Below are 15,997 nucleotides of genomic sequence, written 5' to 3'. Positions count from 1 at the left end.
AGGTGCAGTCATTTTTGACAGTGTTGGAAAATTTTAAAGAAAATTATCTGGCGTGGGTAAGCGTTTTGAACATTACGGTATCAAAGACTGATATTGTAGAAATGCTTATTATTGCGTTCCTGTTTTATCACGTCCTGAAATGGATTAAGGATACACGGGCATGGATGCTGTTAAAAGGAATTCTTGTGATTTTAGCGTTTGTACTTGTGGCAGCAATCTTCCAGATGAATACAATTCTCTGGATAGCAGAGAAGACGATTAATGTAGCGATTATTGCAATCGTTGTTATCTTCCAGCCGGAGCTCCGGAAAGCACTGGAAGAATTGGGACGAAAGAAATTTATTTCATCACTCTTTTCTTTTGATTTTGGAAAAAACGGAGTGGAACGTTTCAATGACCATACGATTGGAGAACTGGTAAAGGCAAGCTATGAGATGGGTAAGGTGAAGACCGGAGCCCTGATTGTAGTGGAAAATGAAATTATGCTGACAGAATACGAAAGAACCGGTATTGCACTGGATTCCCTGGTATCAAGCCAGCTTCTGATTAATATATTTGAAAAGAACACTCCGTTACATGACGGAGCTATTATTGTACGTGGGGACAGGGTTGTCTCTGCAACCTGTTATCTGCCACTGTCTGACAGCCTGGAACTGAGCAAGGATCTGGGAACCAGACATCGTGCGGCAGTTGGAATTAGTGAAGTGAGTGATTCTCTTACAATTGTGGTATCAGAGGAAACCGGAAAGGTTTCTATTGCGATGGGTGGACAGCTGTACCGTAATGTGGATGCGGAGTTTCTGCGCAGCAAACTGAAATTTCTCCAGAGCAGCAATATCGAACCAAAGCGCTTCCAATTACTGAAGAGGAGGTTACGCAATGTTAAAAAAGCTGACAAAACTGGTGACGAATAATTTTGGACTGAAGGTTGCAGCATTATTCTTCTCTGTTGTGCTGTGGCTCGTTGTTGTCAACATTGATGATCCGACACAGGCGAAGAACTTTACCACGTCTATTACGATAACCAATTCGGATTATATGACACAGCAGGGCAAATACTTTGAAGCAAAGGACAGTAATCTGCAGGTAACCTTTAAGGTTTCTACTGTGCGTTCTGTTATGAAGAACTTGAGTAATACTGACTTCCGGGCAGTAGCAGATATGGAGAATGTTGAGCAGGTAGACGGTGTATACCGGGTACCGATTGAGATAACTGCAACACGATATGCGTCTGCGGTGAACTTCCAGGGCAAAACACAGTATATGGAAGTAAATGTAGAAGATCTGATGCTGTCACAGTTTTCTATTAAGGCAAAAACAGTAGGAGATGCAGCTGAGAATTATGCGGTGGGAGATGTGCGGGTATCTCCGAACATCTTAAAAGTAACCGGACCGGAATCGGTGGTGAATCAGATTGATCATGTAGAAGCAACCATTGATGTAACAGGTGCATCCGCAGACTTGACGGATAGTGTAGTTCCGGTTGTATATAATGCAAACAGTGAGGCAGTAGACACCTCAAAGCTGAATTTTAATATTGATAAAGTGACAATTTCGGCTACGATACTTAATATCCGTAACCTTTCAGTAGAAATTGAACCGAGTGGAACGGTTGCAGATGGATTTGTATGCACCGGAGTGACGATTAATCCGAATAAGATAGCGATAAAGGGAACACCGGAAGCACTGAACGCAGCCGGAAGTATTGTGATTCCGTCAGACCAGCTGGATATCAGCGATGCAACTGGCAATGTAGTGAAGACAATTAATATTTCTTCTTATCTGCCGGATGATGTAGAGGTGGTCGATGCTGACAATCTGAATGTTGAAGTAACCGCAGTGGTGGAGCAGATTGTGTCAGAATCTTATAGCGTACCGGTTGAAAACATTGCAATTCAGAATCTGAAAGAGGGTTATGAAGCAGCCTTTGCAGAGAGTACAGTTACGATAACTTTAAAGGGACTGCGTAATGATCTGGATAAACTTATGGCAGACAGTATTAAGGGAAATGTAAATGCAGCAGGACTGGCAGAAGGCAATCATACCGTAACAGTTACCCTGGAGCTGGATGACAGCTTATATTCGGTAAATGGAACACAGACTGCAGTGATAACCATAACAAAGAAATCAGAAGACACATCAGATACTACAAATACTGGAAATGACAATGGAACCCATACGGGTTCGAATGGTGGTACAGAAACGGGAACGGGCAGTACCAATGGAAATAATACGAATAATGGAAATTCGGAGGAAGATTAGAAAATGAGCAGAATGTTTGGAACAGATGGTGTAAGAGGTGTTGCAGGAGCGGAGCTGACCATTGAACTGGCAACAAAGCTTGGGCAGGCAGGTGCCTATGTGCTGACGAAAGAGCAGGAACATCAGCCGACATTAATTGTAGGATGTGATACAAGAATTTCAGGTGGAATGCTTGCCAATGCACTGATGGCAGGAATCTGTTCTGTAGGAGCCAATGCAATCTATGTAGGGGTAATGCCGACACCGGCGATTGCCTATCTGACCAGAAAACATAAAGTAGATGCAGGCGTTGTGATTTCCGCATCCCATAATCCGATGGAATTTAACGGAATCAAATTCTTTAATGGAGACGGATATAAGCTGTCTGATGCGTTGGAGGATGAAATCGAAGAGCTGATCCGCAATAATATGAAAGATGTTGTACTGCCGATTGGATCCGGTGTGGGAAGAATTGACTATCGTTTTGATTTGCGTGATGAATATGTGAAATTTATGAAGAAATGTGTGCCGGTTGATTTGACCGGTATGAAGATTGTGATAGACTGTGCAGAGGGTGCATCCTACTATACATCGGTTAAGACATTAAAAGACCTGGGTGCAGATTTGGTTGCTATCCATACGAAGCCGGATGGAACCAATATCAATGCCAACTGCGGTTCCACCCATATGGAAGAACTTCAGGCAAGGGTTGTTTATGAAAAAGCAGACGTTGGTCTTGCATTTGATGGCGATGCTGACCGTATGCTTGCGGTAGATGAAAAAGGTAACCTGGTGGATGGCGACCAGCTTATGGCAATCTGTGGATGCCATATGAAGAAGAAAGGAACTTTGAAGAAAAATACCATTGTAGTAACCGTTATGACCAATCTTGGCTTCAGTCTGATGGGAGAGCGGGAAGGCATCCATGTAGAGAAAACCAAGGTCGGAGACAGATATGTCCTTGAAAATATGCTGGAGAATGGCTATAATATCGGGGGTGAGCAGTCCGGACATATTATATTTTTAGATGATAATACAACCGGTGACGGACTTCTTTCCGGACTTCATTTATTACAGGTAATGAAGGAAACCGGCAGGAAATTATCTGAGCTGGCAGAGGTGATGGAAGTATTGCCGCAGGCACTTGTGAATGCCAAAGTGCCGAATCACAAGAAAGAAAAATTCATGGAATATACTGAGATTGCAGAGGCAATCAAGGCATTGGAAGAGAAATTCAATGGGGAAGGAAGGGTACTGATTCGTCCATCCGGAACCGAGCCGCTGGTAAGAGTTATGATTGAGGGAAAGAACCAGAGCGAGATTGAAGAAGAAGCACAGAAGCTGGCTGAATTAATTACCAACACAATGCTGTAATCAGGAGGGGAATAGAAATGGTAAGTCAGAAAGTTAAAATAAAGAATCCAACAGGATTACATTTGCGTCCGGCAGGAATACTCTGCAAGGAAGCAATGCAGTATAAATCGTTAGTAACATTTCATTATCGCGGAAATACTGCTAATGCCAAAAGTGTTTTAAGCGTACTGGGTGCGTGCATCAAATTTGGAGATGAAATCGAATTCGTCTGCGAAGGTGATGATGAGGACGAAGCATTAAAGGCAATGGTAGAAGCCGTAGAAAGTGGATTAGGAGAATAAAAGATGAAGAAGATATTGGTAACTGGATGCAATGGACAGTTAGGAAGAGCTATTCGTAAGGAATATGCAGAACAGAATATTGAATTCATAAATACAGATGTTGTTGCAGGCGATGGAATTGTATCACTGGATATCACCAATATTGATGTTGTAATGAACATGGTGAAAGATGCAAAACCGGATGTAATTATTAACTGTGCTGCACATACAAATGTAGATAAATGTGAAGAGCAGGAAGACCTGGCATATAAAATTAATGCGATCGGACCGAGAAACTTAAGCATTGCAGCAACAGAAGTGGATGCAAAAATGATCCATATATCAACTGATTATGTCTTTGAAGGAAATGGAACGAGACCGTATATAGAATTTGACAAGCCAAATCCGATCAGCGCATATGGAAGAACAAAATTAGAAGGCGAAAATTTTGTAAAACAGTTTGCTAGTCGTTTCTTTATGCTTCGGACAGCATGGCTTTATGGTGATGGCAGAAATTTTGTGAAGACGATGCTTTCTTTGTCAGAAAAGCATGATGAGTTAAATGTTGTCTGCGACCAGCTTGGATCACCGACAAGTGCAGTAGAACTTGCAAAGATGATTCATTTCCTGGAAGGAACAGATAATTATGGCATTTTTCATGCTACCTGCGAAGGTGACACAAACTGGGCAGAATTTGCAGATGAGATTATGAAACAGGCAGGAAAGAAGACCAGAATAAATCATGTGACCAGCAAACAGTATAAAGAGATGAATCCGGCATCTGCAAACAGACCTGCATATTCGATTCTGGAAAATTATATGATAAAGCTGACCAGCGATTACAGAATGGCAGACTGGCAGGATGCATTGACTGTATATATGAAAGAACTGCTGGGATAATAGGTGGAAAGATGGAACCATTAGTAAGTGTATGTATTCCGGCTTATAATAATGCCGGGTATATCAAAGAGACAATCGATTCGATTTTAAATCAGACCTATCAGAATATTGAACTTGTGATTGTAGATGACAATTCGAAAGATGAAACCTTAAAAGTTATACAAAGCATTAAGGATCCGCGGATAAAAGTCTATCACAATGAAGAAAACCTGGGCATGGTGGGAAACTGGAATAAGTGCCTGAGCCTTGCAAATGGTGAATATATTAAGCTTATATGCGCAGACGATATGATAGACAACAATGCGATAGAGATAGAAGCAAAAGCGATGCAGCAGAATCCGACGGCTAATCTGGTAGAGAGCGATACACGTCTGGTTGATATAAATGGAAAAAAGACTGGTGTATTTCACAGATATCGTAAATTGGGATTGGTAGATGGTAAAAAAGTTGCAAAAAAATCGTTATTAATACAGAACTTTTTTGGTGCTCCGGTTAATAACATGATTCGTAAATCAGCACTGGAAACAGTAGGATACTTTGATGAATCTTTTACATATATATTAGATTTTGATATGTGGATCCGGCTGGCCTGCAGTGGAGATGTATATATTATTCACCAGCAGCTTAACAGCTTCAGAATACGGAATGATTCAAACACAGGAAATTTAATTGGAGAGAATCGCGACGTATATGTGGACGAGCATAGACGACTGGTTGAAAAACATGCTTTGAATAAGGAATTACATATATCTGGATTTGATGTGAAATTCAGTATATGGTTCCGTAAAGTGAGAAATGTATTGATTGGAATATACTTGAAATTATTCTCGAAGTAGGAGTAATCAGATGAAGAAACTAGTAATCATTCCGGCGTACAATGAGGAAGGCGGAATTGTAAAGACGGTTACAGATGTAGTAGAAAATGCAAAAGACTTTGACTATGTGGTAATTAATGACTGTTCTAAAGATAATACGTTGAAAATATGCAGAGAACATAATTTTAATGTGGTAAATCTTCCGGTTAATATGGGAATAGGGGGAGGCGTCCAGACGGGATATATGTATGCGTACCGGAATGGTTATGATATTGCAGTGCAGTTTGACGGTGATGGGCAACACAATGCCAGCTATCTGACGGAAATGTCAGAAAAACTTGTCAAAGAACAATTGGATATGGTAATTGGTTCAAGATATATCGAAAAAGAAGGATTTCAATCCTCTGGAATGCGTCGGCTTGGTATCCGGTATTTTACTGGACTGATAAAGCTGTTGACAGGAAAGAAAATTACAGATCCTACTTCTGGCATGAGAATGATAAACCGGAAAATAATGAAACAGTTTTCAGAAGAATATCCAAAAGATTATCCGGAGCCGGAAAGCGTTGTGACAATTTTGAAAGAAGGCGCTAAGGTAGAAGAAATACCGGTAAAGATGAATGCAAGGGAAGAAGGCGTTTCATCAATATCTCCGTCTAAATCTATATATTATATGGTAAAAGTAAGCATAGCAGTTTTGATTGCTGCGATACGAAAGTAGAGGTGGACAATGGATATAAAAATACAAATAATAATACTGGTAATAATTATTATTGCATTATTAAGTCTTGGAAATATGATTCGCAAAAAAAAGGTAGATTTAAGATATGCATTGTCCTGGATTATAGTGGGCTGCATTATGCTTGTGTTTGATATATTTCCACAACTGTTAGGAAAGCTTGCAACTATTTTAGGATTTGAACTTCCTATAAATATGTTGTTTTTCCTGGGTGTGTGTTTGGCACTGGCAATATTGTTCATGCAGACAGTTGCCATTTCCAATTTGTCGGAGAAGGTAAAAAAACTGACACAGGAAGAAGCTTTAATGAATAAAACAGTTGATGATAAGATAAAGAAAAGAGAGGAAAAGTAAATGAGCAAAACAAAGGTATTGGTTACAGGTGCGAATGGTTATATTGGCAGACATGTTGTAGAACAATTACTTAATATGGGGGCTGATGTTCTTGCAGCGGATTTCAGTTTTGATGGAGTTGATGAGAGAGCACAGAGAGTGGAAACACCGATTTTTAGCGGCTTAGAAGATATTTATGAACAGATGGGAAAACCGGATGTATGCATTCATCTTGCATGGAGAAACGGATTTGTTCATAATGCAGATTCTCATATTGAAGATCTTCCGAACCATTATACTTTCTTAAAGAATATGATAGAAGGCGGATTGAAACATGTTGTTGTAATGGGAACAATGCACGAAGTAGGATATTGGGAGGGGGCAATTGACGAAAATACTCCAACCAACCCATTATCGCTTTATGGAATTGCTAAAAATGCATTAAGACAAATGGTGGAGCTTCTTGCCAAGAAAAGCGAAGTTTGCTTTCAGTGGACTAGAGGTTACTATATTATAGGAGATGACATTAAGAGTAATTCAATCTTCTCCAAAATTGTACAGGCTGAGCAGGCAGGTAATAAAAAATTCCCATTTACTACAGGAAAAAATTTGTATGATTTTATCTCTTTGGAAGAACTTGCAAAGGAAATTGCATGTGTAAGCTTACAGACAGAAGTGAATGGTATTATTAACTGTTGTACAGGAAAACCGGTATCACTTGCAGAACAGGTAGAATCATTTATTAAAGAACATAATTTTAAAATCCGTCTGGAATATGGAGCATATCCGGATCGTGCATATGATTCACCGGGAGTATGGGGAGATGCAAAGAAAATTCAGCAGATAATGAGCAAAGTTGAAAAGTAAAAGAATAGATGATATAATAACACAACAATGTAAATTAGGAGGATACTCAAAATGAGAACTTATTTGGTAACAGGTGGAGCAGGATTCATAGGATCCAATTATATTCATTACATGTTTCGGAAATATGATAATGAAATCAGAATTATTAATGTAGATGCTCTGACATATGCAGGTAACCTGGAGAATTTGAAAGATATCGAAAATAGAGATAACTATACTTTTGTGAAAGCTGATATTACAGATAGTGAAGCAATCAGCAAAATCTTTGCTGAGAATGATATTGACCGTGTGGTTCATTTCGCAGCAGAGAGTCACGTTGACAGAAGTATTAAACATCCAGAAGTATTTGTTAAGACAAATGTACTTGGAACTGCTGTTATGCTGAACTGTGCAAAGGCTGCATGGGAATTGCCAGATGGTACGTTTAAAGAAGGAAAGAAATTCTTACATGTATCTACAGATGAAGTATATGGATCATTGGAAGATGATGGAACAAGCTATTTCTATGAGACAACACCATATTCTCCTCATAGTCCATATTCAGCAAGTAAGGCTTCTTCAGACTTTTTGGTAAAAGCTTATATTGATACTTATCATTTCCCGGCTAATATCACAAACTGTTCTAATAATTATGGACCTTATCAGTTCCCAGAGAAACTGATTCCATTGATTATTAACAATGCATTACATGGTAAAAAATTACCGGTATATGGAGACGGAATGAATATCCGTGACTGGTTATATGTAGATGATCATGCAAAGGGAATCGATATGGTTCAAGAAACTGGTCGTCTTGGAGAGACATATAATATCGGTGGACATAATGAAAAACGTAATATTGAAATTATTAATATTATTATTGAAACATTACAGGAGATTCTTCCAGATGGTGACCCAAGAAAAGCAAATGTAAGCAAAGATCTGATTACTTATGTAGAAGATCGTAAGGGACATGACAGACGTTATGCAATTGCACCGGACAAAATTAAGGCTGAAATTGGCTGGGAGCCAGAGACCATGTTTAAAGAGGGAATTAGGAAGACAATTGCGTGGTACCTTGAACATGAAGACTGGATGAAGAATGTGACAAGTGGAGATTATCAGAAATATTACGAAGATATGTATAGTAATAAATAAAAATAAGAAATAAATAAGAAATGGAAGGGCTGCCCGATTTTAAATCGGACAGCCCTTTTTGCAACAAAATCAAGTCATTGCAAAGAATGTATATTGTGAAATACAAAAGACCCGTAATTTGCTTTTTCTTTACAAAAGTGTTAAAATAAATCGATTATATTATGACGAAAATGTTGGAGGTATGTTTGATGAAAGGAATTATACTTGCTGGAGGTTCCGGCACAAGGCTTTATCCATTAACAAAGGCTATTTCAAAACAGATTATGCCAGTATATGATAAGCCAATGATTTATTATCCGTTATCAACACTTATGCTTGCTGGAATTCGAGAAGTACTTATTATTTCTACTCCGAGAGACCTTCCGGTATTTGAGGAATTGTTAGAGGATGGAAGTCAATTGGGTATGCACATCGAATATGCAATTCAGGAAAGCCCAAGAGGACTTGCAGATGCATTTATTATTGGAGAAAAATTTATTGGTAAAGATGCTGTTGCATTGGTATTAGGAGATAATATCTTCTATGGACAGAGTTTTTCCAAGGTATTAAGAAGTGCTGCAGAGCGTACAGAAAATGAAGGCGGAGCTACAATCTTTGGTTATTATGTAAGAGATCCAAGAGAATACGGCGTAGTAGAATTTGATGAAAATGGAAAAGCTTTATCTATTGAAGAAAAACCAGCAGAACCAAAGTCTAATTATGCGGTTCCGGGTTTGTATTTCTATGACAATAATGTAGTTGAAATTGCCAAAACTGTGAAACCATCAGCCAGAGGAGAAATTGAAATTACAAGTGTTAATAATGAATATTTGAACAGGGAAACTTTAAGTGTAGAGACTTTAGGACGAGGCTTTGCATGGCTTGATACAGGAAATCATGATATGCTCCTGGCAGCAGCTGATTTTGTATCAGCATTCCAGAAACGTCAGGGATTGTATATTTCATGTATTGAAGAAATTGCTTATAAGAGAGGCTTTATAGATAAGGAACAGCTTGTAAAACTGGCGCAGCCTTTGTTGAAAACAGATTATGGTAAGTATTTGATGGAAATTGCAGAAGGATTATAAATAGAAAAGAGGAAAACAAAATGGGAAAAATTAAAGTAACAGATGATTGCAACGGTATCAAAGGATTAAAAGTAATTGAGCCTGCAGTATATGGAGATGCCAGAGGTTATTTTATGGAGACATATAATTATAACGATTTCAAAGAGGTTGGAATTGATTGTGAATTTGTGCAGGATAATCAGTCAGCATCTAAGAAGGGTGTTTTAAGAGGACTCCATTTTCAGATAAATTATCCACAGGACAAGCTGGTTCGAGTTGTAAATGGTACTGTATTTGACGTGGCCGTAGATTTAAGAGAAGGCTCTGAGACATTTGGAAAATGGTTTGGTGTAGAACTTTCCGCAGAAAATAAGAAACAGTTCTTCATTCCGAAAAATTTTGCTCACGGATTTATTGTTTTGAGTGATTATGCAGAATTCTGCTATAAAGTAACGGATTTCTATCATCCAAATGATGAGGGCGGATTATTATGGAAAGATCCGGAAATCGGAGTTGAATGGCCAATGCCGGAAGGCATGACTGAGGCAGATCTTATTTTATCGGATAAAGATAAGGTTTGGGGCGGTATTAGCACATTTAAGAAATAGAGGTTAATATGCGACAGTATATAGATACATTCATGAGATATCGGTCTTTGCTGACAGAACTGGTCAGCAGAGACCTTAAAACTAAATACAGAAGATCTGCATTGGGATTTATGTGGTCGGTGCTGAACCCATTGGGAATGATGGTTGTATTGACTATTGTATTTTCTACAGTGTTTCAGCAGGCAATTCCAAATTTCCCGGTTTATTTAATGTGTGGACAATTAACATTTAACTTTTTTAATGAGGCGAGCAATATGGCAATGACCTCTGTGCTGGATAATGCACCTTTGATTAAAAAAGTATATGTGCCAAAATATTTATTTCCATTATCAAGGGTGTGTTCATCTTTGGTAAATATGTTGACATCATTTGTTGCGTTAATGATTGTTATATTAATTACAAGAACACCAATTACATGGACTATTTTTTTGTCAGTATTTCCAATTTGTTTTGCAACATTGTTTTCCCTTGGAATAGGACTTATATTGTCTGTGGTTGTGGTGACATTTCGGGACATGAAACACTTATATAGTGTTATTACAACGGCATGGCTATACTTGACACCAGTATTCTACCCAATTAGTATGCTACCTGATTCAGTTGCAGTAATAGTTAGAAATAATCCGTTGACATTAATTGTTGAAATTTTAAGATATAATGTATTGTACCATCAGGTAGCTCCGTTTGTATTGGTATTAAAAACATTGATTTATTGTGCTGTAGCTATGATATTGGGCTTGTGGATGTTTAAAAAACAGCAAGATACCTTCATATTGAAATTATAGGAGGAATTGGTTTGAAACACGAAGAAAATGTGATTGAAGTTGAAAATGTTTCACTTCAATTCCGTTTATATAAAGAAAAAGTTGATAGTATAAAAGAGTATGTGCTAAAAAGAGCAAAAAGAGAATTGGAATATGAAAATTTCTGGGCACTGAAAGATATCAGCTTTGATGTAAAAAAAGGTGAGGCAGTAGGTCTTGTCGGAAAAAATGGTTCTGGAAAGAGTACAATGTTGAAAGTAATTGCGGGAGTCATAAAACCTACATTTGGTGAGGTGAGAAAACAAGGCTCAGTTGCACCAATGATTGAACTTGGTGCAGGCTTTGATTTTGATTTGACTGCAAGAGAAAATATTTATTTGAACGGAGCTATTTTGGGGTATCCTAAGGAGATGCTTCGTGAAATGGAGCATGAAATTATAGAGTTTGCGGAATTGGAAAAGTTTGCAGATGTTCCGGTGAAGAATTTTTCCTCTGGTATGGTAACACGTCTGGGTTTCTCTATTGCAACAATATATAAACCGGATATTTTAATCGTAGACGAAATTTTGTCTGTAGGCGATTTTAGGTTTCAGGCAAAATGTGAGGAAAGAATTGGCTCTATGTTAGAGAGTGGAACCACATTGCTATTAGTATCACATAGTACAGAGCAGGTACGACGAATCTGCGATAAAGCTGTGCTTATAAATCACGGAAATATGCTCTTACATGGTGACGTGGATGAAGTGTGTGATATGTATACAAGACTATAGGAGTTAAATTATGATAATTGATGAAAAGAAAGTAAAGCGTTTAATAGCTTATTTTATTTATGATAAACAGGGAATTGTAGATGATTATATCATTTACATGCTGTGTGCATTAAAAGAGCATTCCAGTGAAATAGCCGTTGTTGTAAATGGAAAATTAACATCGGAAAGCAGGAAAAAGTTAAATCAGGTGACACCTGTAGTGATGGTGAGAGAGAATAAAGGACTTGATGTATGGGCATACAAAACAGTTCTCGATTATTATGGATGGGATAAACTAGTTACATATGATGAAGTTATCATGATGAATTTTACGATAATGGGACCGGTGTATCCATTGAGTGAAATGTTTGAATCCATGAGTGCCAGAGATTTAGATTTCTGGGGAATTACAATGTATCATAAATATGAGAAGGGTGATCCATTTGGAACTATTGAATGTGGCTACATTCCAGACCATATTCAGTCTCATTTTATTGCAGTACGAACACCTATGTTAAAAAGCATTGAATTCCAAAGTTATTGGAATAATATGCAGGAAATTAAGGATTATCGTGATGCAGTAGGATGTCACGAGGCGATGTTTACAAAACGCTTCTCGGAAAAGGGGTTTAAATGGGATGTTTATGCAGATATGGGAGATGGTTATAATAATCATCCGATTTTGTGTGCAACAAGAGAAATGCTGGAAGAAAAACGCTGCCCTATTTTTAAAAGAAGATCATTTATGCAGGACTACTCCAACATTATTCATGATACAGTAGGACAGGAAGCTATCGAAGCATATGATTTCATAGATAAGCATACAGATTATGATGTGAATCTGATTTGGGATAATATTTTACGTCTGGAGAATCAGGCAGATATTAAGAAAAATATGCAGCTTAATTACATACTGGACAGTAAACATGGTACAGATATATCAGAAGTGTTAAAGAAAAAAAGAGTAGCACTTGTGCTACATTTCTATTTTGAGGATTTGGCAGAATACTGTCTTCATTATGTACAGTCAATGCCAAAAGAAGCAGATATTTACGTGACGGTTGGTTCAGAAAAAAAGAAAAAAATTATTGAAGAGACTTTCTCGGTATTAGAAAACAATGTGAAAGTGATTTTGATTGAAAACCGGGGAAGAGATGTTAGCGCTCTTTTAGTTGGAACAAAGGATTTTATCATGGATTATGATTATGTTTGCTTTGTTCATGATAAAAAGGTAACTCAATTATCGCCACAAACAGTTGGGGCTGGTTTTTCATACAAATGTTTTGAAAATTTATTGCCGACAAAGGAATTTGTTCAGAATGTAATTCGGACATTTGAAGAGAATCCAAGAGCTGGATTGTTGACACCGCCACCGCCAAATCATGGTGATTATTATATTACTTTGGGACTTGAATGGGGCATGAATTATGATGTTACAGTAGAACTTGCAGAAAAATTAGGCATAACAGTTCCGATTGATAAAAAGAAAGAGCCGATTGCTCCACTGGGAACAATGTTCTGGTTCAGACCGAAGGCCTTGAAATTATTGTTTGACCAGGATTGGGAGTATAAGGATTTCCCGGCAGAACCAAATAAAATTGATGGAACGCTGTTGCATGCTGTGGAACGGATTTATAGCTATGTAGTACAGCAGGAAGGCTACTATCCGGCATGGATTTTTTCGGAAAAAGGTGCTCAGATTGAAGTGACTAACTTAAACTATATGGTGCGTGGATTAAATAATGCAGTATTTCATATGGGACCGGGTGCGGGAAATTATGAGGATGTTCTGATTACAACAAAACGTGCATTTGGGGAATGGAGAATGTGCCGCTCGGCTTTAGGCTATTTGGAAGGAAATATTGTGCGGGCCAGAATGTATTTTAAAAATGAAAGTGGATTTTCGGAAGAAAATTCATTCCTGGCAGAGAACTCAGTGGATGAAGTCAGCCATCTGGATAATCATGAATTTTTGTATACAGATTTGGACAAACTTGGTGTGATTGAAGAATTACGCTGGGATCCGGGTGAAGTTGGCGGAATTGTAGTAAAAGATATTCATATTAAAGTGTTATTCCAAAATAATCACATTGAGGAGTACACATTAAAGGATGCAGTAAGTAATGGTGTAATGGTTGATGATGAGCTGGTATTTATTGCCTCGGACCCTCAGATGTATTTCAGATTAAGGACTACAGGGATTATTAAAAAAATAATAGTACAGTGTGATTTTATGAATAGTGTTTCTACACAATGTGCACAGAAAATTTATGATAAAATTGGTGGTAAAAAGCCGTTTAAATTCCTGAAAAAAGTGTATAGAAAAATAAAAAAAGTTGGAAAGTGAAAACGATGAAAAGAGAAAGAATATTTTATTTGGATTTTATTCGGGCGTTGGCAGTAATACTTATTTTGCTTACACATTATAATGCATTATTTCTCTACATGGATCCGCAGCCTCTGGATAAGGTAGTAATCACATATAGAATATGCAATTTGTATATCGGTGATTTTGGTGTGTCATTGTTCTTTATTATATCAGGCGCCGCATTGATGTACGTATATGAAAACAGCTGCAATCTGGCAAAATTCTACAAGAAAAGATTTGTTGCAATTTATCCAATGTTCTGGATTACTTATATAATTGCGTTTGTAATACAGAAGCTGGTATATCATGCGGATTATTCTGGAATACCAAAACAAAATATTTTGTATACGATATTTGGATTTGACAGTTATTATGCTGCTGTAAAGCCGACTTTCTTCATAATTGGTGAATGGTTTTTAGGATGTATTATTTTAGTTTATATACTATTTCCGTTACTGCGTTGGGGGGCAAATAAGCACCCGGGAACATTTAGTGCAGCAATTATTTTAGTATATCTGTTGTCAATTGTGTGTTATCAGACAGGATTGAGCAAAGCAGAACTGGTGACGGTGAGACTTCCGGAAGTATTTTTTGGAATGCTTTATATGAAATATTTTAAAAAGACAAACTGGAAAGTTGCTTTGGGAGCCTTGGCGGTGTTGATTGCGAATACCATTCTGTCACCTGCTTTCAATAGTAACATTCAGACGACTTATGTTGGTATAGCAGCATTTCTGGTATTAACATTTATTGCAAAATATATGGAATGTGGTGTTGTGAAAGCTATCTGTAGTTTCCTTTCAAAGTATGCATATGCAATCTTTTTGATTCATCATTTTATTATTTATAAAGTGACAGATATGGTTGATTTTTATAAAATATCAACAGCAGAAAGCTATGGTGTATTTGGAATTTGTGTAGGAATTATTTTAGTTACATCTTTAGTATTATATTTCTTGAATAATAAATTTATGTGGTTATTTGGGAAAATTGTAAACAAAGAGAAATAGAGGAGAGAATTTGAATCATGGAATATATATATATGCTTACTGAAATAGATGATAGTGGAATACCAATTTATAGGGATGAGTTTTTGGAAAAAAGCAAACAGAATTGTACAATATTAACTACAAGTGAATATGCAACATTTCTTGAATATGAAAATAAGAATGTTGTGGTTGTTCCGGATGAAATAATGCAGGATTATGATAAAAATTTAGATGCAAAAGGAAAGCGTTTTGTTATGATGGAAGTTTATAGAAATGAGAAATTTGAAAATTGGCTTTCTTTTGTGTTTAAAGAGAATAATGAACGTGTAGAGGGGATTGTAATCAAGTATGCATATGCAAGCGTTATACATGTGGCAACAGAAAATAGAAAGTCTGTTTTGGTTGAACAAAATAGAAAAGAAACGTCAATGAATTCTGAGGAGGAGTATCAAAAACTTGTTAGTGAATTAAAACGTCAGATAGAAATATTACAGACCGAATTGAAACAAAAAGAGGTAACGACATTAAGTTTGAGCGAAAATTTAAATTCATCTAGTCATTATATAGAAAATCTGCAGAAACATGCAACGAATCTTGATAATGAATTGAAAAAATACAAAAGTTTTTATAATGAACATAATGAAACGATTCAATTTGCTGAAGAGAGAGTGAATCATGCGGAAGCAGAGATACAACGTTATATGGAATTATATAAAAATGTGTTGTCAGAACTTGATGAAAGAAAAATAGAACTTCTTGAATTGAAGAGTAAAATAAAAAAACATTAGTATTAAGAAATAATCAGAT

General features: G+C 37.1%; 17 protein-coding genes. All 17 read left to right on the top strand.

All coding sequences use genetic code 11. The features are described 5' to 3' along the window. Positions 1 to 2: 2 nt before the first annotated feature. Positions 3 to 914 carry a diadenylate cyclase CdaA gene (cdaA, locus tag DWX65_RS05650; RefSeq protein ID WP_330414758.1) on the top strand — a complete coding sequence of 304 codons (912 nt, stop codon included), beginning with the start codon at positions 3 to 5 and terminating at the stop codon, positions 912 to 914. Continuing rightward, positions 880 to 2,262, top strand: coding sequence for a CdaR family protein (locus DWX65_RS05645; protein WP_117698435.1), 1,383 nt, complete (start codon positions 880 to 882; stop codon positions 2,260 to 2,262). The genes cdaA and DWX65_RS05645 overlap by 35 nt, the downstream gene beginning before the upstream one ends. Positions 2,263 to 2,265: 3 nt before the next feature. Further along, a complete protein-coding gene (gene glmM, locus DWX65_RS05640; protein WP_022244508.1) occupies positions 2,266 to 3,615 on the top strand; it encodes a phosphoglucosamine mutase in 1,350 nt (449 codons plus the stop codon). Positions 3,616 to 3,632: 17 nt separating this feature from the next. Beyond that, complete coding sequence (locus DWX65_RS05635; RefSeq protein WP_022244507.1) at positions 3,633 to 3,896, top strand: HPr family phosphocarrier protein; 264 nt, start codon at positions 3,633 to 3,635, stop codon at positions 3,894 to 3,896. A gap of 3 nt (positions 3,897 to 3,899) precedes the next feature. Further along, complete coding sequence (gene rfbD, locus DWX65_RS05630; protein WP_117698434.1) at positions 3,900 to 4,775, top strand: dTDP-4-dehydrorhamnose reductase; 876 nt, start codon at positions 3,900 to 3,902, stop codon at positions 4,773 to 4,775. An 11-nt stretch (positions 4,776 to 4,786) separates the two neighbouring features. Continuing rightward, positions 4,787 to 5,611 carry a glycosyltransferase family 2 protein gene (locus DWX65_RS05625; protein ID WP_117698433.1) on the top strand — a complete coding sequence of 275 codons (825 nt, stop codon included), beginning with the start codon at positions 4,787 to 4,789 and terminating at the stop codon, positions 5,609 to 5,611. Positions 5,612 to 5,621: 10 nt separating this feature from the next. After that, complete coding sequence (locus tag DWX65_RS05620) at positions 5,622 to 6,311, top strand: glycosyltransferase family 2 protein (protein ID WP_117698432.1); 690 nt, start codon at positions 5,622 to 5,624, stop codon at positions 6,309 to 6,311. 9 nt (positions 6,312 to 6,320) lie between these two features. Further along, positions 6,321 to 6,683: a DUF2304 domain-containing protein gene (locus DWX65_RS05615; protein ID WP_117698431.1), complete on the top strand. Its 363-nt coding sequence runs from the start codon at positions 6,321 to 6,323 to the stop codon at positions 6,681 to 6,683. Continuing rightward, positions 6,684 to 7,529, top strand: a complete 846-nt coding sequence (locus DWX65_RS05610) for an NAD-dependent epimerase/dehydratase family protein (protein WP_117698430.1) — start codon at positions 6,684 to 6,686, stop codon at positions 7,527 to 7,529. A gap of 51 nt (positions 7,530 to 7,580) precedes the next feature. Then, entirely contained in the window at positions 7,581 to 8,666 is a 1,086-nt protein-coding gene (gene rfbB, locus DWX65_RS05605; RefSeq protein ID WP_118173020.1) for a dTDP-glucose 4,6-dehydratase, read from the top strand. 188 nt (positions 8,667 to 8,854) lie between these two features. Continuing rightward, complete coding sequence (rfbA, locus tag DWX65_RS05600; protein WP_117698428.1) at positions 8,855 to 9,733, top strand: glucose-1-phosphate thymidylyltransferase RfbA; 879 nt, start codon at positions 8,855 to 8,857, stop codon at positions 9,731 to 9,733. A gap of 20 nt (positions 9,734 to 9,753) precedes the next feature. After that, positions 9,754 to 10,320, top strand: coding sequence for a dTDP-4-dehydrorhamnose 3,5-epimerase (gene rfbC / locus DWX65_RS05595; RefSeq protein WP_117698427.1), 567 nt, complete (start codon positions 9,754 to 9,756; stop codon positions 10,318 to 10,320). A gap of 47 nt (positions 10,321 to 10,367) precedes the next feature. Then, complete coding sequence (locus tag DWX65_RS05590; RefSeq protein ID WP_330408336.1) at positions 10,368 to 11,105, top strand: ABC transporter permease; 738 nt, start codon at positions 10,368 to 10,370, stop codon at positions 11,103 to 11,105. Positions 11,106 to 11,116: 11 nt separating this feature from the next. After that, positions 11,117 to 11,854, top strand: a complete 738-nt coding sequence (locus DWX65_RS05585) for an ABC transporter ATP-binding protein (protein WP_117698425.1) — start codon at positions 11,117 to 11,119, stop codon at positions 11,852 to 11,854. Between the two features lie 10 nt (positions 11,855 to 11,864). Then, positions 11,865 to 14,180, top strand: a complete 2,316-nt coding sequence (locus DWX65_RS05580) for a rhamnan synthesis F family protein (protein ID WP_118173019.1) — start codon at positions 11,865 to 11,867, stop codon at positions 14,178 to 14,180. A 5-nt stretch (positions 14,181 to 14,185) separates the two neighbouring features. Continuing rightward, a complete protein-coding gene (locus DWX65_RS05575; RefSeq protein WP_118173018.1) occupies positions 14,186 to 15,211 on the top strand; it encodes an acyltransferase family protein in 1,026 nt (341 codons plus the stop codon). Between the two features lie 17 nt (positions 15,212 to 15,228). Then, on the top strand, positions 15,229 to 15,978 hold the full coding sequence (locus tag DWX65_RS05570; RefSeq protein ID WP_117946376.1) for a hypothetical protein: 750 nt from the start codon (positions 15,229 to 15,231) through the stop codon (positions 15,976 to 15,978). Positions 15,979 to 15,997 lie beyond the last annotated feature (19 nt).

The sequence above is a fragment of the Roseburia sp. AF20-18LB genome, assembly GCF_003461185.1.
GTDB classification, from domain to species: domain Bacteria; phylum Bacillota; class Clostridia; order Lachnospirales; family Lachnospiraceae; genus Roseburia_C; species Roseburia_C amylophila.
Note: the sequence above shows the minus strand (reverse complement) of the source record. Positions and strands in the feature narration are given on the sequence as shown.